Source organism: Sphingomonas sp. Leaf343 (assembly GCF_001423765.1).
Taxonomy (GTDB): Bacteria; Pseudomonadota; Alphaproteobacteria; order Sphingomonadales; family Sphingomonadaceae; genus Sphingomonas.
The window spans coordinates 214,198-232,485 of record NZ_LMPG01000014.1 but is presented as its reverse complement, the minus strand read 5'-3'; the positions used below and the strand labels follow the sequence as shown (position 1 = coordinate 232,485).

At 68.5% G+C, this 18,288-nt stretch carries 18 protein-coding genes; 9 read left to right on the top strand and 9 right to left on the bottom strand.

Going from position 1 to position 18,288, the window contains the following annotated elements; all coding sequences use genetic code 11:
- Position 1: 1 nt before the first annotated feature.
- Positions 2-268, bottom strand: coding sequence for an FAD assembly factor SdhE (locus tag ASG07_RS13870; RefSeq protein WP_055847837.1), 267 nt, complete (start codon positions 266-268; stop codon positions 2-4).
- Positions 269-342: 74 nt separating this feature from the next.
- Between ASG07_RS13870 and recG the strand changes: the two genes are divergently transcribed.
- Together recG and ASG07_RS13860 are read left to right on the top strand one after the other, a co-directional pair.
- Positions 343-2,394, top strand: coding sequence for an ATP-dependent DNA helicase RecG (gene recG, locus ASG07_RS13865; protein ID WP_055847834.1), 2,052 nt, complete (start codon positions 343-345; stop codon positions 2,392-2,394).
- A gap of 117 nt (positions 2,395-2,511) precedes the next feature.
- A complete protein-coding gene (locus tag ASG07_RS13860) occupies positions 2,512-2,952 on the top strand; it encodes a DMT family transporter (RefSeq protein WP_055847830.1) in 441 nt (146 codons plus the stop codon).
- Positions 2,953-3,128: 176 nt separating this feature from the next.
- On the opposite strand, the gene ASG07_RS13855 is transcribed toward ASG07_RS13860, so the two are convergent.
- From ASG07_RS13855 to serS, 5 genes are all read right to left on the bottom strand, one after another.
- Positions 3,129-3,446, bottom strand: a complete 318-nt coding sequence (locus tag ASG07_RS13855) for a PilZ domain-containing protein (RefSeq protein ID WP_055847828.1) — start codon at positions 3,444-3,446, stop codon at positions 3,129-3,131.
- 69 nt (positions 3,447-3,515) lie between these two features.
- The gene (tyrS, locus tag ASG07_RS13850) at positions 3,516-4,745 is read right to left on the bottom strand and encodes a tyrosine--tRNA ligase (protein WP_055847825.1); all 1,230 of its coding nucleotides are present in this window, start codon (positions 4,743-4,745) and stop codon (positions 3,516-3,518) included.
- Positions 4,746-4,795: 50 nt separating this feature from the next.
- Complete coding sequence (locus tag ASG07_RS13845; RefSeq protein WP_055847820.1) at positions 4,796-5,947, bottom strand: M23 family metallopeptidase; 1,152 nt, start codon at positions 5,945-5,947, stop codon at positions 4,796-4,798.
- Positions 5,948-5,950: 3 nt separating this feature from the next.
- Positions 5,951-6,715, bottom strand: coding sequence for a 5'/3'-nucleotidase SurE (gene surE, locus ASG07_RS13840; protein WP_055847816.1), 765 nt, complete (start codon positions 6,713-6,715; stop codon positions 5,951-5,953).
- Positions 6,715-7,992, bottom strand: a complete 1,278-nt coding sequence (gene serS, locus ASG07_RS13835) for a serine--tRNA ligase (protein WP_055847813.1) — start codon at positions 7,990-7,992, stop codon at positions 6,715-6,717. Before serS ends, surE begins: the two co-directional genes overlap by 1 nt.
- Before the next feature lie 108 nt (positions 7,993-8,100).
- On the opposite strand from serS, the gene ASG07_RS13830 reads away from it, so the two are divergent.
- From ASG07_RS13830 to ASG07_RS13815, 4 genes are all read left to right on the top strand, one after another.
- Positions 8,101-8,610, top strand: a complete 510-nt coding sequence (locus ASG07_RS13830; protein ID WP_055847809.1) for a host attachment family protein — start codon at positions 8,101-8,103, stop codon at positions 8,608-8,610.
- 155 nt (positions 8,611-8,765) lie between these two features.
- Positions 8,766-9,677, top strand: coding sequence for a hypothetical protein (locus ASG07_RS13825; protein WP_201781028.1), 912 nt, complete (start codon positions 8,766-8,768; stop codon positions 9,675-9,677).
- Between the two features lie 526 nt (positions 9,678-10,203).
- On the top strand, positions 10,204-10,665 hold the full coding sequence (gene dksA, locus ASG07_RS13820) for an RNA polymerase-binding protein DksA (protein ID WP_055847806.1): 462 nt from the start codon (positions 10,204-10,206) through the stop codon (positions 10,663-10,665).
- A gap of 114 nt (positions 10,666-10,779) precedes the next feature.
- Positions 10,780-11,163, top strand: coding sequence for a PilZ domain-containing protein (locus tag ASG07_RS13815; RefSeq protein ID WP_055847803.1), 384 nt, complete (start codon positions 10,780-10,782; stop codon positions 11,161-11,163).
- A gap of 30 nt (positions 11,164-11,193) precedes the next feature.
- On the opposite strand, the gene ASG07_RS17005 is transcribed toward ASG07_RS13815, so the two are convergent.
- Positions 11,194-11,352 (bottom strand): DUF465 domain-containing protein, encoded by a 159-nt coding sequence (locus ASG07_RS17005; RefSeq protein ID WP_082474815.1) that lies wholly within the window; start codon positions 11,350-11,352, stop codon positions 11,194-11,196.
- Positions 11,353-11,522: 170 nt separating this feature from the next.
- Between ASG07_RS17005 and ASG07_RS13810 the strand changes: the two genes are divergently transcribed.
- A complete protein-coding gene (locus ASG07_RS13810; protein ID WP_055847798.1) occupies positions 11,523-11,720 on the top strand; it encodes a YdcH family protein in 198 nt (65 codons plus the stop codon).
- Positions 11,721-11,792: 72 nt separating this feature from the next.
- Positions 11,793-12,257, top strand: coding sequence for a DUF1465 family protein (locus tag ASG07_RS13805; protein ID WP_055847795.1), 465 nt, complete (start codon positions 11,793-11,795; stop codon positions 12,255-12,257).
- 25 nt (positions 12,258-12,282) lie between these two features.
- Here ASG07_RS13805 and ASG07_RS13800 read toward each other — a convergent pair whose 3' ends face one another.
- Entirely contained in the window at positions 12,283-13,251 is a 969-nt protein-coding gene (locus tag ASG07_RS13800; protein ID WP_055847791.1) for an NAD(P)H-dependent flavin oxidoreductase, read from the bottom strand.
- Between the two features lie 108 nt (positions 13,252-13,359).
- Here ASG07_RS13800 and ASG07_RS13795 point away from each other — a divergent pair, with 108 nt between their 5' ends.
- Positions 13,360-15,957: a M1 family metallopeptidase gene (locus ASG07_RS13795; RefSeq protein WP_055847788.1), complete on the top strand. Its 2,598-nt coding sequence runs from the start codon at positions 13,360-13,362 to the stop codon at positions 15,955-15,957.
- A 43-nt stretch (positions 15,958-16,000) separates the two neighbouring features.
- Here the strand turns inward: ASG07_RS13795 and ASG07_RS13790 are convergent, their stop codons facing one another.
- Positions 16,001-18,277: a putative bifunctional diguanylate cyclase/phosphodiesterase gene (locus ASG07_RS13790; RefSeq protein WP_236694687.1), complete on the bottom strand. Its 2,277-nt coding sequence runs from the start codon at positions 18,275-18,277 to the stop codon at positions 16,001-16,003.
- Positions 18,278-18,288 lie beyond the last annotated feature (11 nt).

Below are 18,288 nucleotides of genomic sequence, written 5' to 3'. Positions count from 1 at the left end.
ATCATTTGGCGATGGGGACGTAGCCGAGCTGGCGCATCGCGTGCATCATCGGGCCGTCCCATTGCGGCGGGCAGGGCAGCGAGCCGATCGCCCACGCCATGATGTCGACATCCTGTTCCTCCAGCAGCGTCTCGAACCAGTCGAGTTCGTCGGCGGTCCAGCCGGCGTGATGCGCGTCGAAAAAGCCGCCGATCATCAGGTCGGCCTCCTTCGTGCCGCGGTGCCAACTGCGGAATCGCAGACGCTTGATGCGGATTTCGTGATCCATAAGGCTCCCAACGGCGATGAGCCGGCGGGCGCTGGCGGCGCACGTCGGCTGGAGTATAGGGGGCGTATCTAGTCATGCGCCCCGCTATCCTCAATCCGCTGTTCGCAGAGGTCACGTCGCTGAAGGGCGTCGGGCCGGCGCTCGCCAGGCCGCTCGACCGGCTCGGGCTGGCGCGTGTCGTCGATGTCGCGTTCCATCTGCCGACCGGCTGGGTCGATCGCGTCGCACGCGACGAACTGGATGCCGCCGACGCCGGGCGGATCATCGCCATCGTGTTGACGCCGCGCAGCTATCGCGAATCGAACGGGCGCGGCCCGACGCGGGTGAACGCGTTCGACGCGGCGGGAAACGCCGTCAGCCTGACCTATTTCGGCGGGCATCCCGGCTGGGCGAAGAAGCTGCTGCCGTTGGGCGAGCCGAAGCTCGTGTCGGGACGGCTCGACCAATATGGTCAGGACCTTCAGATCGTGCACCCCGAACTGGCCGATCCCGGCGAGCCGATGCGCGCGCGCGAGCCGATCTATCCATTGTCCGAAGGGGTGACGTCGCGACGTCTGTCGGGCTTCGTCGATCAGGCGATCGAGCGCGCGCCGGTGTTGCCCGAATGGATCGAGCCGGGGCTGAAGGCCAAGCGCGACTGGCCCGACTGGCGCGAGGCGCTGGTCCGGATCCACGCCGATCCCGCGGATGCGGCGGCCCGGGCGCGGCTGGCCTATGACGAGGTGTTCGCCAACCAGCTGGCGATGACGCTGGTGCGGGCCGACACGCGCAAGCGGCGGGGGCGGGCGCTGGCCGGGGACGGGCGGCTGCGTGACCTGTTGACGCTGCCGTACAGCCTGACCGGGGCGCAGGCGCGGACGGTGCGGGAGGTCGAGGGCGATCTGGCGCAGGAAGCGCCGATGCTCCGCCTTCTGCAAGGGGATGTCGGGTCCGGCAAGACGCTGGTCGCGGCGATGGCGATGCTGGTCGCGGTGGAGGCGGGGGCGCAGGCGGCGATGCTCGCGCCGACCGAGATCCTCGCGCGTCAGCATTACGAGACGCTGCGGCGGACGCTGTCCGGCCTGCCGCTGGAGGTCGCGGTGCTGACCGGGCGCGACAAGGGGCGGGTGCGGGAGGCGACGCTGATGGGCCTCGCCGACGGATCGATCGATATCCTCGTCGGTACGCACGCGATCTTTCAGGATGCTGTGGGCTACCGCGATCTGGCGCTGGTGGTGGTGGACGAGCAGCACCGGTTCGGTGTCGCCGAGCGGCTGATGTTGCAGGCCAAGGGTGCGCGCCCGCCGCACCTGCTGGCGATGACGGCGACGCCGATCCCGCGCACGCTGACGCTCGCGCAATATGGCGAGATGGATGTCAGCCGGCTCGACGAGATGCCGCCCGGCCGCCAGCCGATCGAGACGCGCGTGGTGTCCGAGGACCGGCTGGACGAGGTGGTGAATGCGCTCGGCCGGCATCTGTCGGAGGGCGGACAGGCGTATTGGGTGTGCCCGCTGGTCGAGGAGAGCGAGAAGTCCGACCTCGCGGCGGCGGAGGCGCGCGCGGAGGAGCTCGGGCGGCGCTTTCCGGGCAAGGTCGGTGTCGTTCACGGGCGGATGAAGCCGGCGGAGAAGGACGACGTCATGGCGGCGTTCTCCGCCGGATCGATCGGCGTGCTGGTCGCGACGACGGTGATCGAGGTCGGCGTGGATGTGCCGAACGCCACCCTGATCGTGATCGAACATGCCGACCGTTTCGGGCTGGCGCAGCTCCATCAGTTGCGCGGGCGGGTCGGGCGGGGCGGGGGATTGTCGCGCTGCCTGCTGCTGCGGGGATCGTCGCTGTCGGAAACGTCGCGGGCGCGGCTGGCGCTGATGCGCGAGACGAACGACGGCTTCCGTATCGCCGAGGAGGATCTGCGCCTGCGTGGCGGTGGCGAGATGCTGGGTACGCGCCAGTCGGGGGAGCAGGGGTTCCGCCTCGCACCACCCGATCTGCTGCCGGACCTGCTGCAATGTGCGCAGGACGATGCGCGCTTGCTGGTCGACCGCGACGGCGGGCTCGAGGGGGAGCGGGGGCAGGCGGCCCGCATCGCGCTCTACCTGTTCGAACGCGATGCGGGGGTGGCGCGGCTTCGCTCGGGTTAGATGCGCCCGGGTTAGCAGCGCCCGGGTTAGAAGGGCTCGGGTCAGCAGCGCACGGGTTGGAAGGGCTCGGGTCGGAAGCGTTGACGGGTCCGGTCCTTGCGGCCAACGATCGCGACCATGCCTGCCCTGATCCCCATCCTGATCGTCCTGCTTGCCGGTGTCGGCGTCGCGATCCAGCCACCGACCAATGCTGCGCTCGCCAAGGCGTCCGGCTCGCTGTGGCTGGCGTCGCTGGTGTCGTTCGCGGTCGGAACGATCGTGCTGGCGGCGGGCTGGGCGGCGCTGGACCGGACACCGATGGCCGCGCTGAAGGGGGCACCGGGCTGGGCGTGGGCAGGCGGGCTGTACGGCGCGTGCTTCGTCGCCGCGCTCGCCTATGCCGCGCCCAGACTCGGGCTGGCGTCGACGCTGACGATCACCGTCGCGGGTCAACTCGGCACCGCGATCCTGCTCGATCATTTCGGGCTGCTGGGGTTGAAGATCGAACCCGTCAGTCCGGCGCGGATCGGCGGTGTCGTGCTGGTGCTGGCGGGGGTGCTGCTGGTCCGGCGCGGCTGAGGCCGACGATGATCCCGTTTCGTGACAGATCCGTTACGGGAAGCGCTTGACCGGGCGCCCGCCGTGCATCATCCCTGCGTAGCGAGGCGCATGCTGCCGAACCCGATTTTCCCGGATCCCGATGTCCGTCGGGGGAAGCCGTCGACCGAAAGGTCGGCGGCTTGTTTCCGGATGGCTCAGGCCCGGCGCATCGCCTGCAGGATGGCGTGATAGTCGGACATCCCGATCATCCGGTCCAGACGGCAGCCGATCCGGCCCCCCAGCGACCAGCGCACCTGCGCCGCGACCTTCCCGACGCGCGGCAAGATGATCTGGACGCAATCCCCCTCCGCATGGTCGCCCTCGACCCGCACCATCAGGCCGCGGGCGGACACGTTCACCACCGTCACCAACCGGTCGACGCCGTCCGCCCCGGTCAGGCGGGTGCGGTGGATAACGTCGATGCGCGGTTCGCTGCGATCGTCGATGCTGGTGCGCAGACCGGCGGTGTTCATGGCGAATCCTTTTGGCATCGACGGGGGCGACGGACGAATCCGTATACCGCCGCGAATCCTTACCGGACGTTAATCTCGGTTACCGGGAACGAGCATCCCGTGATGCTTTTTACCGGCGGACAGGCGTTTTGGCGCATCGATTACGATGACCGCGCTCTCGTCGCCGATCGCTTCGCCGTCGATGCGCGCGCCACCGCCGGCGATCAGCCGCTTCGCCTCGCCCTTCGACTTGACGAGGCCGAGACCGATCAGCGCGTCGATCACGCCGATCGATCCGTCGATCGCCAGCGTCGGCAGCGCCGCGCCGCCGGCCCCTTCCTCGAAGGTCCGCCGGGCCGTCTCCGCGGCTTCCGCGGCGGCAGCGCGGCCGCGGCACATCGCGGTCGCCTCGTTGGCGAGGATCTTCTTCGCCTCATTGATCTCCGCGCCCGGCAGCGCTTCCAGCCGGCGGATCTCGTCGAGCGGCAGGTCGGTGAACAGGCGGAGGAAGCGGCCGACGTCGCGGTCGTCGGTGTTGCGCCAGAACTGCCAGTAATCGAAATGCGGCAGCTGGTCCTCGTGGAGCCACACCGCGCCGGCCATCGTCTTGCCCATCTTGCCGCCATCCGCGGTCGTGATGAGCGGCGTCGTCAGGCCGAACACCTCGGTGCCGTCCATCCGGCGCGCCAGTTCGATGCCGTTGACGATGTTCCCCCACTGATCGCTGCCGCCCATCTGCAACCGGCAGCCGGCGCGGCGCGACAGTTCCAGAAAGTCGTAGGCCTGGAGGATCATGTAGTTGAATTCGAGGAAGCTGAGCGACTGCTCGCGATCCAGCCGCAGCTTCACGGAATCGAACGACAGCATCCGGTTGACGGAGAAATGCTGGCCGACATCGCGCAGGAAGGGGATATATTCCAGCGCGTCGAGCCATTCGGCATTGTCGAGCATCACCGCATCGGTCGGCCCGTCGCCGAACGTCAGGAAGCGTTCGAAGATACGCCGGATCGACGCGACATTGGCCGCGATCCCGTCCTCGCCCAGCAGCTTGCGCGCTTCGTCCTTGAAGCTGGGATCGCCGATCTTGCCGGTGCCGCCGCCCATCAGCACGATCGGCTTGTGCCCGGTCTGCTGAAGACGACGGAGCAGCATGATCTGCACCAGGCTGCCGACGTGCAGCGACGGTGCGGTGGGGTCGAAGCCGATATAGCCGGGCACGACCTGCTTGGCCGCCAGCGCGTCGAACGCCGCCGCATCGGTCTGCTGGTGGATGTAGCCGCGGTTGCCGAGGACGGTGAGCAGGTCGGACTGGTAGGACATGGCCGGCGGTTAGCAACTCGCGGGCGCGGCGTCACGTCCCGCGGATTGCGTCACGTCTGCGGCAATTGCCCTTGCGGATCGACGGGCGTGCGGCCCTTGCGCAGTTCGAAATGCACCTCCGGCCGGTCGGCCGCGAAGCCCGTATCGCCCGACAACGCGATCGTCTGGCCGCGCTTGACGCTCTGGCCGCGGCTCACGAGCAACTTGGCGGCATGGCCGTAGACGCTGGTCCAGCCGCCGCCATGCTTGATGATGACGAGGCCGCCCAGCGCCTTGATGCCGTCGCCGGCATAGGCGACGACGCCGTCGGCGGTCGCACGGATGGGCGTCGACAGCGGCACCGCGATCTTGATCCCGTCGCTGCGTTCGCCGCTCGCACCGGGGCCGAACCGCTTGACGACGCGGCCGTCGACCGGCCAGCCGAAGCCGCCCCCCGCCAGCCGAACCGGCGGCGCGACCGGGGTGGTGGGCGGCAGCTTGCGGGTCGGTCGCGACACCGGCCGCGCGGGTGCCTGGTTCTGGGCGAGCGCCGGCTCGCCGCCGGTCAGGATGTCGTCGACGTCGAGGCGGAAGGCCGCGGCGCGTTCAGATGCGCGCGATTGGCCGGCGGCGGTGCCGGGGATCACGATTCGCCGCCCGGCACTCAGCGTGTACGGCTCCGCCAACACGTTGGCGGACACGATCCGCGACCATTCCACACCGTAGGCGCGGGCGATCGCGATGCCCGTTTCTCCCGACCGGACGAGGTGATAGCGCCCCGCCGGGATATCGAGCCGTTGTCCGATCCGCACGGTGTAGGGCGAGGCGATGCCGTTCGCGCGCGCGATCGCATCCAGCCCCGCGCCGGTGCGGTCGGCGATCCGGCGCAGCGTGTCGCCGGACCGCACGGTGTAGGTCGATGCCTCGACCTCCACTGCATCCGCTGCGACAGGGCGCGCTTCCCAGGCCGGCTTCGAACTGGCGGCTGGCAGCGCGACGGTGCCGACGCGGCGATCCGGCTCCTCCGCCGCGCCCAATGTATCTTGCGGCGGTTCGTCGGGCACGGGGTCTGCGACCGGTTCCGCAGGTCCTTCGGCAGGCTCTCCGACTGGCCCTCCGACTGGCCCTCCGAATGGCGGGGTCCTGTAGGAGGCAGGCGGCTCGACCTGCGGGATGCAGCCGGCGAGACCGACCGCGATCAGCAGGAGCGCCCGCGTCCGCATCGCTCAGCGATACGCCCGTTCGAGCATCGCGAGCGACGCAGCGTGCGTCATGTCCAGATGCAGCGGGGTGACGGAGATATGGCCGTCCGCCACCGCCGCCAGATCGTCGTCGCTGCCGGGGCGATGCTCCGTCACGCCGAGGGCGAACCAGTGATAGTCGTAGCCGCGCGGATCGGTGTTGGTGACGATCTTCAGCCGGCCGTAATCGCGCAGGCCCTGCGGTGCGACGCGGATGCCCTTCACCGCGTCGACCGCAACGGCGGGGAAGTTGACGTTGACCAGCGTGCGCGGTGTCATCGGCGCGTCGATCAGGGGCCGTAGCACCCGCTCGCCCCACGCCTCCGCCACCCCGAACGGAACCGCATCGCCGAGCCCGTCGCGGCTGTACACCTGGCTCAATGCGATCGAACGGATGCCGGCCAGCGCGCCCTCCATCGCGGCGGAGACGGTGCCCGAATAGGTCACGTCCTCGCCCAGATTGGCGCCGCGGTTGACGCCCGACAGGATCAGGTCGGGCGGCGTATCGGCCATGATCTTCGCCACCGCCATCATCACCGCGTCGGTCGGCGTTCCCGCGACCGCGAAGCGTTTGTCGGCGTGGCGGCGCACGCGAAGGGGCCGGGTCAGCGTCAGCGAGTGGCCCGCGCCCGACTGTTCGTCGGCGGGCGCGACGATCCAGACATCGTCGGAAAAGGCGGCGGCGATCCGCTCCAGCACCTTCAGGCCGGGGGCATGATACCCGTCGTCGTTGGTCAGCAGGATTCGCATCAGCGCGCCGGCTCCAGCACGGTCATGCCACCCAGATATGGCTGCAACACCGCGGGAATTGCAACCGAACCGTCCGCCTGCTGATAATTCTCGATGACGGCGACCAGCGTGCGTCCGACCGCGAGGCCGGACCCGTTCAGCGTGTGCACGAACTGCGGCTTGCCGCCTTCCGGGCGATAGCGCGCGTTCATCCGGCGCGCCTGAAAGTCGGTGCAGGTCGAACAGCTCGAAATCTCGCGATACCGCGCCTGACCGGGCAGCCAGACCTCCAGATCATAGGTGCGGGCAGCGGAGAAGCCCATGTCGCCGCTGCACAACAGCATCCGGCGATACGGCAGATCCAGCGCTTCCAGCGCACCCTCGGCGGCGCGGGTCATGCGCTCGTGCTCGGCATCGGACGCATCGGGCGTCACGATCGACACCATCTCGACCTTGTCGAACTGGTGCTGGCGGATCAGCCCGCGCGTATCGCGCCCCGCCGCGCCCGCCTCCGAACGGAAGCATGGCGTCAGCGCGGCGAGGCGCAGCGGCAATTCCCCGTCCGCCAGCACGCGCTCGCGCACGAGGTTGGTCAGCGACACCTCCGCGGTCGGGATCAGCCAGCGATCGTCCGTCGTCCGGAACAGGTCGTCGGCGAACTTCGGCAACTGGCCGGTGCCGAACAGCGCCTCGCTGCGCACCAGCACCGGCGGCGCGACCTCTTCGTAGCCGTGCTCCGCGACGAGGCGGTCGAGCATGAACTGGCCGAGCGCGCGGTTCAGGCGGGCGATGCCGCCCCGCAGCAGGGTGAAGCGCGCCCCGGCGATCGCGATCCCCGCATCGAAATCCATGCCCAGCGCGGGGCCGATCGCGTCATGCTCGCGAACGTCGAAGTCGAACGCGCGCGGGCTGCCCCATTCGGACACCAGCCGGTTGTCGTCCTCGTCCTTGCCTTCCGGTACGTCGGGCGCGGCGCGATTGGGGATGGCGGCTAGGGCGGCGTCCAGCTCCGCGCCGATCGCGCGTTCTTCCTCTTCCAGCTGCGGCAGGCGTGCCTTCAGGTCGGCGACCTCCGCCATCAGCGCGGTGGCCCGCGCCTCGTCCTTCTGCGCCTTCGCCTGACCGATCTGCTTCGACAGGTCGTTGCGGCGGGTCTGCGCGTCCTGCGCGGCGGCGGTGGTGCGGCGGCGGCGTTCGTCGAGCGCGACCAGCCACTCCGCCTGTGCGGGCAGGGCGCGGCGGGCGAGGGCGGCGTCGAAAGCGGCGGGATCGTCCCGGATGGCGCGAATGTCGTGCATGGCGGCGGCTATGCCGGGCGCGGGGAGGCCATGCAAGGCGAGGCGGGGCAACCCTCCCGCCGTGCGCCGCGTTAGTGCCTCAGACCACAACGATCAGGAGATGTGACGATGCAGGTGCCCCATAACGCGTTCGTGCTGGTGGCCGATGGTCGCAAGGCGTTGTTCTTTCGCAATGAAGGCGACGCCGAGTTCCCGAACCTGAAGGTCGAACATGCGCAGGAGCATGTGAACCCGGCCGATCGCGACCAGAAGACGGACGCCGCGGGCGGCTCCAGCTCCACGCAGTCGGGTGCCGGTGCGCCTGCCGTCGCGCAGGGCGGCAGCAATCACGCATCGGGCGGCGGCGCACAATTCGCGCCGTCCCGCGGTTCGATGGACGAGACCGACTATCACCAGCAGGAGGAGGATCGCTTCGCTGCGGAAACCGCCGACATGCTGAAGCGTCGCGCGCTGGCGAACGAGTTCGAATCGCTCGTCATCGTCGCCCCGCCGAAGACGTTGGGCGAGCTTCGGAAACATTATCACAAGGCGGTGAGTGATCGGCTGGCCGGCGAACTGGCCAAGGACCTGACCGGCCATCCCGTGCCGGACATCGAAAAGGCGTTGCAGGCGGCGTGACGACGAACATCGTGGCGGCGTCTCCGGACGTCGTCACGATATCCGGTCCCGCCCGCCCGTCTCAGGCTGCGATCGCCTTCGCGCGGCGTTGACGGACTACCAGCGCCGCGGCCGCCGCGCCGAACAGCAGGACCATCGGCGGCGCAGGAACCGGGGTGGGCGGACCGCCGCTGGAACCGGTGCTGCCGGATGCGCTGCTCGCCGACGATGCGCTTGAGGCCGAGGATGCGCTGCTCGCGCTCGATGCCGAGGACGCGCTGGACGCGGACGAGGCGCTGCTGGCGGACGAGCCATTGGACGACCAGCCGCCGCTGGAACTCCAGCCGCCGCTCGACGACCAGCCACCGCTGGACGAACCGTGGCCCGGCTTGCCACTGCTGCTGCCGCTGCTGGAGGCGGAACTGGCGCTGGAGGCGGACGACGCGCTGGAGGCCGAGCTGGCGCTTGATACGCCGGAAGAGGTCGATACGCCCGAGGACGTCGATACGCCCGAGGACGTCGATACGCCTGAGGACGTCGAGACGCCTGAAGACGTCGACACCCCCGAGGACGTCGACACGTTGCCGGACGATGTCGAAACCCCGGAGGACGTCGAGACCCCCGAAGACGTCGAGACGTTGCCCGACGACGTCGATACGTCGCCCGAGCTCGACACGCTGCCCGACGATGTCGAGACGTTACCGGACGAACTCGACACGCCCCCGGTCGAACTGGAGACATTGCCCGAGCTCGAGCTGGAGACGATGTTGCCGCCGGAACTGGTCGACGAGATCACGACCGATCCGCCGCCGCCGCCACCACCGAACCCGAAGCCGCCACCGAATCCGCCGCCAAACCCGGGACCACCGCCGAAGCCGCCGCCGATCACCGCCGGCACGAATCCGCCGCCGCCGCCGATGAAGGGGCTGCCGCCCGGATCGGAGATCGGAACCGGGGGCGACTGGGTGGAGACGGTGACGATCGCGGGCGCGCAGGTCGTCGTGGTGCGGGTCACGACGCGGCGGACGCGCGGCTTGCTCGCGATCTGGCGGTGGACGACGCGCTTGGCCATCTTCTGCTTGGAATAGGCGACCCGTTGCGGACGCTCGGCGACATGCACCGCGCCGCCGCCGATCACGGCCCCGCCGCATGCGCAGGCGCACAGTTTTGCCAGAGCCATCCGCACAGACATAGTTCGGTCGCTTTCCCGTTTGCGTCGCCTCCACGCCCCGACTCCCCGGGACGCAGCGCACCAATCCGCTGTGGGCTTTAGGGGGCCAACAAAATGTTAAGTGCAACCGCGTTAACCACGATTCATCGGCTCTTTGCGCCGGGGAACGACCGCGCGGAATGCCGGGCAGCGTTAACGTGCCACATTGATACAAGTCGGGGATACAGGTCGGGGATACAGGTCGGCTGGGACCGGTGTCGGCCCGATGCGTGCCCGGACGACGGTCGTTTTCCCATCACATGCGTTAAAAAACACGAACTTGGATCGCGCATCGTTCGCTTGTGAGCCGCCCGATCCGCTACTATAGGCGCTCAACGATTTGGGGGCGACCCGATCGCCGCGAGCAAAGATGCCGCGGAGACGGGATCGATGGAGAGTGGGGCATGGCGACCGTGTTGAATCGCGTGGATGAGCTTCCCTCCGGTCTGGGCGCGGCGAACGATGCCGACGGCTACAGACCCACGGCCGACGAGCCGTTCATGAGCCTGCGTCAGCAGGCCTATTTCCGTGACAAATTGCTGCGCTGGAAAGAGGCGATCCTGCTCGAGGCGCAAGGGACGCTGTCGCAGCTTCAGGTCGACTCGCTGCGGGAGGCGGACCTGACGGACCGCGCGTCGAGCGAAACCGACTGGTCGATCGAATTGCGGACGCGGGATCGGCAGCGCAAGCTCATCAGCAAGATCGACGCGGCGATTCGCCGGATCGACGAGGGCGAGTACGGTTATTGCGAAGTCACCGGCGAGCCGATCAGCCTGGGCAGGCTGGAGGCGCGGCCGATCGCGACGATGACCGTCGAGGCGCAGGAGCGCCACGAGCGCAACGAAAAGGTGTCGCGCGAGGATTGAGGCGGCGTCCCGGATCGGGACGTTTGGCTGTCCGGTGCCCGGCGATTTTAAGGATTTGGCGACTTTCGTCGCGCTACGCGGGCACCCGGACAGGTTATACGGGCGCTTAACGCTATGGACGGCATCTCACGCGGCTGGAACGAGGCGGAGCCGGACGCGCCGTTGAGTGGCGACACGGATGCGCGGCAACGGCAGCGCGACAGCCTGTTGCTGAGCGCACATATGCGGGTCGGTGACGATGCCGCGGTATCCGAGGTCCGCATCCGCAACCTGTCGGCGGGTGGCCTGATGGCCGAACATCCGACGCGGGTCGCGACCGGGACGGTGGTATGGCTGGAAATGCGCGGGATCGGCGAAGTGACTGGCAAGGTTGCGTGGTGTGCCGAGGGTCGTCTGGGCATTGCGCTCGACCAGACCATCGATCCGCAGCTTGCCCGCAAGCCCGTGGGCGGGTCGGCCCCGGTGCCGCTCTTCGCCAAACCGCTGCCCCGCCGCTGAGGGCGGCGCAGCGGTCCATCGGCCCGGACCCTACAGGCCGGCGATCTCTTCCTTCAGCTTCAACTTCTGCTTCTTGAGCGCGGCCAGCGTCACAGCATCGGGAAGCGGCCGATGCTCTTCCTCGGCGATGCGCCGGTCGAGCGTGGCGTGCTTGCCCTCAAGGGCTGTCTGATGCGCGGTCGACTGCATGGGCAGGGTCTCCTTTGCTAACGGGGGACGGAGTAAACCATGCGAAGATGGTTTTGTCGCCATGCGATCGAAACCGTTTGCGATGTTCCGTGCGCGATCATCCGTCGACCGTTTGCACGCTCTGCTTTTCCGCTACAGGGGGGCGGGAGTGACCGGGGTTGGGGACGCATATGGACGATACGCAACTGATCGCCAGACGGGACGTGCTGCGACAGGAGCATCGCGATCTGGATGCCGCGATCGCCGCACTGGGAACGGTGGCCGTGCCCGATCAGCTGCAACTGGCCCGCTTCAAGAAGCGCAAGCTACGCCTGCGGGACGAGATCGCGATGCTGGAAGATCAGCTCGTCCCCGACATAATTGCTTAACGAACGACATTGGGACAGCCGTGTCGTCCGTAGCCGGTGGCCGGAATCTTTCCGCCGTGTAACGTGGCCATCATGACCCGGACCGTGACCGATTCGCGCCTCGACCGTCGTTTCGTCGATGCGCTCTATACCGATGCTATGCTGCTGGCGGACGAGGCACGCGCCTATTTCGATGAGGCCGGCCGCGCCGAACGGGAGGCGCTCGATCCGTTCGCCCGCGTGACCTTCTCCTGCGAGTCGCTGAAGGTGACGACCCGGCTGATGCACGTCATCGCGTGGCTGATGACGCAGCGCGCGGTGGACGCGGGCGAGATCAGCCGGCGCGCCGCCTCCGACCCGTCGCGCCGGCTGGGTGAGGCTCCGGCCTATGACGCCGATGTCGCCGCCACGCTGCCGCCGCGTGCCGGGCGGTTGATCGCGTCGAGTGCCGCGCTGCACCGGCGGGCGGCGGCGATGGACCGGACGCTGTCACCGGACCCGCCTGCCGTTTCCTGCGGCGTCCATTCGTTGCAGCGACGACTGGCTGCGTCGTTCTAGGACGGGGGGCTGCGACGGTCCGCGCCTACAAGGCCAGTCGCGCCCTTGCCGCCTGATACTCCGCCTGCATCCGCGCGACCCGGGCCGCGACCGGCTCGACGGAATCGATGACGCCGATACCCTGTCCCGATCCCCAGATGTCGCGCCACGCCTTGGCCTTGCTGCCTTCGCCGCCATTGGTCTGGCCGAAGTTCATCGTCCTGTAGTCGCCCTCCGGCAAGGCATCGGGGTCCAGCCCTGCGGCGACGATCGAACCGCGCAGGTAATTGCCATGCACGCCGGTGAACAGGCTGGAATAGACGATGTCCTTGGCCCGGCCGTCGACCACGCCCTGCTTGTAGGCGGCGTCGGCATTCGCCTCGTCGGTCGCGATGAAGGCGGATCCGATATAGGCGAGGTCCGCGCCCAGCGCCTGCGCCGCCAGAATGGCACCACCGTTCGCGATCGACCCGGACAGCGCGAGCGGTCCGTCGAACCATTGGCGGATTTCCTGGATCAGCGCGAAGGGCGACTGCCGCCCGGCATGGCCGCCCGCGCCCGCCGCCACCGCGATCAGGCCGTCGGCACCCTTGTCGACTGCCTTGCGCGCGAAGGTGTCGTCGATGACGTCGTGCAGCGTGATGCCGCCCCAGCCGTGGACGGCGGCGTTCAGGTCCTCCCGTGCGCCCAGCGAGGTGATGACGATCGGCACCTGCCACTTGGCGCAGGTGACGAGATCGGCCTCCAGCCGGTCGTTGGAACGGTGGACGATCTGGTTCACCGCGAACGGCGCGGCCGGGGCATCGGGATTGGCGCGATTGTACGCGGCCAATTCCTCGGTGATCCGGTGCAGCCATTCGTCGAGCATCGCGGAGGGGCGGGCGTTGAGTGCCGGAAACGAGCCGACGATCCCCGCCTTGCACTGGGCGATCACCAGTTCCGGGCCGGAGATGATGAACAACGGCGAGCCGATGACGGGCAGGCGGAGGCGATCGAACAGGGCTGGAAGCGTCATGCCGTAAACCTTGGCGGGACGAAACGACGCTGTCCAGCGACCGCACGTTGAAACCGTTCGGGGATGGCGTATGACGTGCACCATACACTGAACAGGGGATTCTCTTCCATGAAGCTCGCCGCCGCAGCCCTGCTGTCACTTACCGTTTCCGTGCCGGCACTCGCCGCCGCTACGTCATCAGGGCAATTGCCGCGCAACGTGGTGCCCGTTCTTTACGACATCAGCGTGCGGCCGGACGCGAAGACGCTGACCTTCTCGGGGGCGGAGACGGTCACCGTCGACGTGCGGGAAGCGACCCGCACGATCGTGCTGAACGCCGCCGATCTCGACGTGACCAGCGCGACCTTCGACGGCAAGCCCGCGAAGATCGCCCTCGACAAGGATGCGCAAACGCTGACCCTGACGCTGTCGGCACCGGCGACGGTGGGTCGCCATGCCGTGGCGTTCCAGTGGACGGGCAAGATCAGCCAGTCGGCATCCGGTTTCTTCGCGATCGACTACAGCAATGCGGACGGCACGCCGGCGCGGATGCTGGCGACCCAGTTCGAGGCTCCCGATGCGCGCAAGTTCGCGCCGATGTGGGACGAGCCGTCGTTCAAGGCGCGCTTTCGCGTCACGACCACTGCGCCGGCGGGCCAGCTCGCCTATTCCAACACGCCCGTCACGACCGTGACGAAGCAGGCGGACGGATCGCAGCTCTACAAGTTCGGCGAGACGCCGCTGATGTCGAGCTATCTGCTGTTTCTGGGCATGGGCGAGGTCGACCGCAAGGCGGTGAAGGCGGGGCCGGTCGAGATCGGCGTCATCACGCGCAAGGGCGTGGTCGATCAGGGCGATTACGCCCTGGGCGCGGCGAAGCGGCTGCTGGCCTATTACAACGATTATTTCGGTCAGCCCTATCCGCTGCCCAAGATGGACATGATCGCCGGCCCCGGCTCCAGCCAGTTCTTCGGTGCGATGGAGAATTGGGGTGCGATCTTCTATTTCGAGCCGACCCTGTTGTTCGATGCGGCGCGAACCGCCGAAAGCGGTCGTCAGCAGGTGCACAGCGTCGTCGCGCACGAGATGGCGCACCAGTGGTTCGGCGATCTGGTCACGATGGAGTGGTGGGACGACCTGTGGCTGAACGAGGGCTTCGCGAGCTGGATGGAGGGGAAGGCCACCAGCGTACTGAACCCGACGTGGAAGGCCGATGCGGTCGCCGTCGCCTATGAGCGCGAGGGTGCGATGCAGCTCGACGCGACGGCGGCGACGCACCCGATCATCCGCCACGTCCAGACCGTCGACGAGATCGGCCAGGCATTCGACGGCATCACCTACTCCAAGGGCCAGGCCGTCATCGGCATGATGGAATCGACGCTCGGCGAGGTGAAGTTCCGTGCCGGCATCCGCACCTACATGGCAAAGTACAAATACGGCAACACCGTCACCGACCAGCTCTGGACCGAGTTGTCGGCCGCGGCGGGTCGGGACGTGACGAAGATCGCGCACGATTTCACGTTGCAGGGTGGTGTGCCGCTGGTGACGATGACAGGTGCCCGCTGCGCCGGAGGCGTGACGACGGTATCGTTGTCGCAGGGCCGCTATGGCCTGGATGCGCCCTCCAAAACCGCGCAGACTTGGCACGTGCCGCTGGTCGTTGCGACCGTCGGCGGCGGTAGCACCAGCGCCGTCGTTTCGGGCGCGCAGGTGACGCCGGTGAAGATCAAGGGTTGCGGCACGATCGTCCTCAACCGCGGCAAGGGCAGCTACACGCGCGTCCTGTACGACGATGCCGGGCACGCCGCGATCGTGCGCGACTATGCGAAGCTGACGCTTGAGGACCGGGTCGGTACTCTGGGCGACGACTTCGGGCTGGCGCTCGGAGGATATCAGAACCTGACGCGCTATTTCGCGGTGCAGGACCGGGTGAATGCCGGCTCCGATCCGCTGGAATGGTCGGTCGTCGCGTCGAAGCTGGGCACCCTGACCGGGCTGTTCGACCAGACTCCGCTGGAGCAGCCGCTGCGTACCAGAACCAACGCGATGCTGTCGCCGGTGCTGGCGCGAATCGGGTTCGAGGCGCGCCCGGGCGAGGAGCCGCTGGCGAATAACCTGCGCGAGACGCTGGTCGGGCGGCTGGGATCGAATGGCGATCCGATGGTCGTGGCGCGGGCGCGCAGCTATGTCGGGCAGCTGGCGACCAATCCCACCGCGATCCCGGCGTCGATCCGCCAGCCGATCCTGTCGACCTATGCCATCAACGCCACGTCGGCGGAGTGGGACCAGTTGCTGAAGCTGATGCAGGCGGAGCGGTCGCCGGTGGTGAAGAACCGCTACGTCTCGCTGCTAGGTGCGGCGCGCGATCCGGCCATCGGTCAGCGCGCGCTGGACCTCATCAAGACCGACGCGCTGACGCCGCCGCAGAAGGCCAGCCTGTTGCGATCGGTCGCGGGGCGGCATCCGGATATGGCGTTCGACTGGGCTATCGCCAACCGCGAGCTGGTCGAGAGCTTCGTCGAGCAGAGCCAGCGCGGCGGCTATGTCGCCGGTCTGGGCGGCGGATCGAACGATCCGGCGATGCCGGGCAAGATCCAGGCTTATGCCGACAAGTACCTGCCCGAGCCGGCACGCAAGCCCGCGCAGCAAACGATCCAGCTGATCGGCGTGCGCAAGGCGGCGGCCGAGAAGCTGCGGCCCGGCACGCAGGCGTGGCTGGGAATGTAGGAATGAGGGGGGAGCGCCGGCATCCTGGCGTTCCCCATCGTCGTCAGGCCGCCTGCGCGTCGCGGGCGTCCATGAAGGTCAGCAGCCCGTCGAGCGATACCGGGCGGCTGATGAAATAGCCCTGGATCAGGTCGCATCCCGCGGCGCGCAGGAATTCCAGACATTCCGCGTCCTCGACCCCTTCGGCGACGACGGTCAGGCCGAGGTCGTGCGCGAGGTCGATCGTCGAGCGGACCAGGACCGCGTCGTTGCGGTTCCGATGCGCGAACTGCACGAAGCTGCGGTCGATCTTCAGCTCGTTGAGCGGCAACTGGCGCAGATAGGTAAGCGTCGACTGGCCGGTGCCGTAATCGTCCATCGATACGGCGATGCCCAGTTCACGGTATCGGCGCAGCGCCGCCACCGCCTGATCCGGGTTCGACATCGCCGCCGATTCGGTGACCTCGAAGATCAGCAGCGATGTCGGGACCCCGGACCGCTCCAGCAGATGCTCGATCGCCGCGTTGAACGCCGCCGAGGAGAGCAGCTTGGCGGAAATGTTGATCGCCGCGGCCAGATCATGGCCCAGCACGCGCCACGTTGCGATATCCGTCAGCACGCGCTCTACGACATACAGCGTCAGCGGCGCGATGCGATCGGTCTGTTCCGCCAGTGGGATGAACAGGTCGGGACCGACGAAGCCGCGCGTGGAATGACGCCAGCGGACCAGCGCCTCGACACTGGTCGGGCGGCCCTTCGCCAGCGACAGTTTGGGCTGGTAGAAAACGTCGATCTGCCCGGCGGCGAGGGCATCGTCCAGCTCGCCCATCAGCGACGCCTGCCGCTCCAACTGGTCGAGATCGGTCGCGGCGCGGCGCCAGAACACGCCGTCACGCTGGGCGGCATCGGCGGCAAGCATGGCATCGGCCACCTGCCGTTCGGTATCGCCCTCCTCCGCCAGCCCGACCGCGACGGCAACGTCGATGCGCCGGCCACCGACCTCCACCGGCTGGAGCAGGATCGCGCGCAGCCCCTGAAGCTGCGCCTCCGGATCCGATCCGTCCTTCATGACGAAGCCGAGATGATGCCGGTCGAGTCGGTACACGATGGCGTCGGCGCTCATCAGCCGCAGCCGCTCCGCGGTCCGCACGACCGCATCGGTCAGCGACTGGCGATCCAGCACCGCGGCCAGCCCGTCGATATTCACCAGCCGCGCGACGATGAGCGACCCTTGCGTCGCAGCGGGAAGCGCGTGGCGGTTGGGCAGGCCGGTGGCCTCGTCGGTGGTGCGCTGCGACTGGAACCGGGCGGCGACATGGCGGGCGGCTGCCCCGGCCATCGCCGTCCCCAGCAACGCGAGCGATCCCGCAAGCGGATAGAGGTGGCCGAACCGGTGTTGTGCGATCAGCACCGCAACGCCGATCACGACCATGCCCGCAAATCCGGTCCCGAGCACGGCGCGCAACGACCGGCGCGTAAGCATGGCGATCACGAACAGGGCGGCGAGCAGCATCGGCCACGCCCCATCGCCGGCGAGGGGTACGCCTCGCAGCAGCGTCTCCGCGGCCAGCGCCTGCACGACGACACCGGGCAGCACGCCCCATACCGGCACGGCATAGCGGTCGCCCATCTCGATCGCAGTCGCGCCGATCAGGATATTGCGCCCGCGCACGGCTGCCGCGTCGAAGCCGCCGCGTTCGACCGCGACGAAGCTGAGCCGCGGGATCGTCGCCGGATCGATTGCCATGTCGATCGGGAAGGTCCGGTCGGCGGCTCCGGAGCGTCCGGCGATATAGGCGGACAAGGTCGGGCGCGGCACGCCCGCCGTCATGGTCGCCAGCGGCATCGCGCGAACCACGCCGTCGCTGTCTGGCGCGATGCTGACGGAGGCGAGCGAGGTCGTGCCCCGCAACATCGGGATCGGCAGAGCGTCGATCGTCCGCAAACTGCCGGTGCCCGCCTGCTGTCCGAAGGTCGGCAGCGTCACGATGCCGTCTGCGCGCCGGAGCGCCGCGGCAAAAGCGGCATCGCCGGTCGCGTCGGAGCCCGTCGAGAAGTCGACGTCGAAGACGATCGACGCCGCGCCCGCCCGACGCAAGGCATCGACGACCTGTGCGTAATGCGACCGCGACCACGGCCATCGCCGGATCGCGGCGACGCTGGCGGCGTCCATCTCGACGATCGCGACGTGGCCGCTGGCGGGCCGCGTCGCGACGTCGAACCGGGCTGTGTCGAGCATGCGGTCGGCGGCCTCGCCGATCCCGGTCGAGGCGACGACGGTACCGACCATGAGCGCGATGCCGAAGATGGCGGAGGACGAGGTGCGGAACCAGCGGATCACGGCGTTAGCGC

What these genes read in the sequence shown, in the direction of transcription:
- ASG07_RS13870 (WP_055847837.1), bottom strand. Translation starts at nt 268, where the DNA reads ATGGATCACGAAATCCGCATCAAGCGTCTGCGATTCCGCAGTTGGCAC.
- recG (WP_055847834.1), top strand. Translation starts at nt 343, where the DNA reads ATGCGCCCCGCTATCCTCAATCCGCTGTTCGCAGAGGTCACGTCGCTG.
- ASG07_RS13860 (WP_055847830.1), top strand. Translation starts at nt 2,512, where the DNA reads ATGCCTGCCCTGATCCCCATCCTGATCGTCCTGCTTGCCGGTGTCGGC.
- ASG07_RS13855 (WP_055847828.1), bottom strand. Translation starts at nt 3,446, where the DNA reads ATGAACACCGCCGGTCTGCGCACCAGCATCGACGATCGCAGCGAACCG.
- tyrS (WP_055847825.1), bottom strand. Translation starts at nt 4,745, where the DNA reads ATGTCCTACCAGTCCGACCTGCTCACCGTCCTCGGCAACCGCGGCTAC.
- ASG07_RS13845 (WP_055847820.1), bottom strand. Translation starts at nt 5,947, where the DNA reads ATGCGGACGCGGGCGCTCCTGCTGATCGCGGTCGGTCTCGCCGGCTGC.
- surE (WP_055847816.1), bottom strand. Translation starts at nt 6,715, where the DNA reads ATGCGAATCCTGCTGACCAACGACGACGGGTATCATGCCCCCGGCCTG.
- serS (WP_055847813.1), bottom strand. Translation starts at nt 7,992, where the DNA reads ATGCACGACATTCGCGCCATCCGGGACGATCCCGCCGCTTTCGACGCC.
- ASG07_RS13830 (WP_055847809.1), top strand. Translation starts at nt 8,101, where the DNA reads ATGCAGGTGCCCCATAACGCGTTCGTGCTGGTGGCCGATGGTCGCAAG.
- dksA (WP_055847806.1), top strand. Translation starts at nt 10,204, where the DNA reads ATGGCGACCGTGTTGAATCGCGTGGATGAGCTTCCCTCCGGTCTGGGC.
- ASG07_RS13815 (WP_055847803.1), top strand. Translation starts at nt 10,780, where the DNA reads ATGGACGGCATCTCACGCGGCTGGAACGAGGCGGAGCCGGACGCGCCG.
- ASG07_RS17005 (WP_082474815.1), bottom strand. Translation starts at nt 11,352, where the DNA reads ATGCAGTCGACCGCGCATCAGACAGCCCTTGAGGGCAAGCACGCCACG.
- ASG07_RS13810 (WP_055847798.1), top strand. Translation starts at nt 11,523, where the DNA reads ATGGACGATACGCAACTGATCGCCAGACGGGACGTGCTGCGACAGGAG.
- ASG07_RS13805 (WP_055847795.1), top strand. Translation starts at nt 11,793, where the DNA reads ATGACCCGGACCGTGACCGATTCGCGCCTCGACCGTCGTTTCGTCGAT.
- ASG07_RS13800 (WP_055847791.1), bottom strand. Translation starts at nt 13,251, where the DNA reads ATGACGCTTCCAGCCCTGTTCGATCGCCTCCGCCTGCCCGTCATCGGC.
- ASG07_RS13795 (WP_055847788.1), top strand. Translation starts at nt 13,360, where the DNA reads ATGAAGCTCGCCGCCGCAGCCCTGCTGTCACTTACCGTTTCCGTGCCG.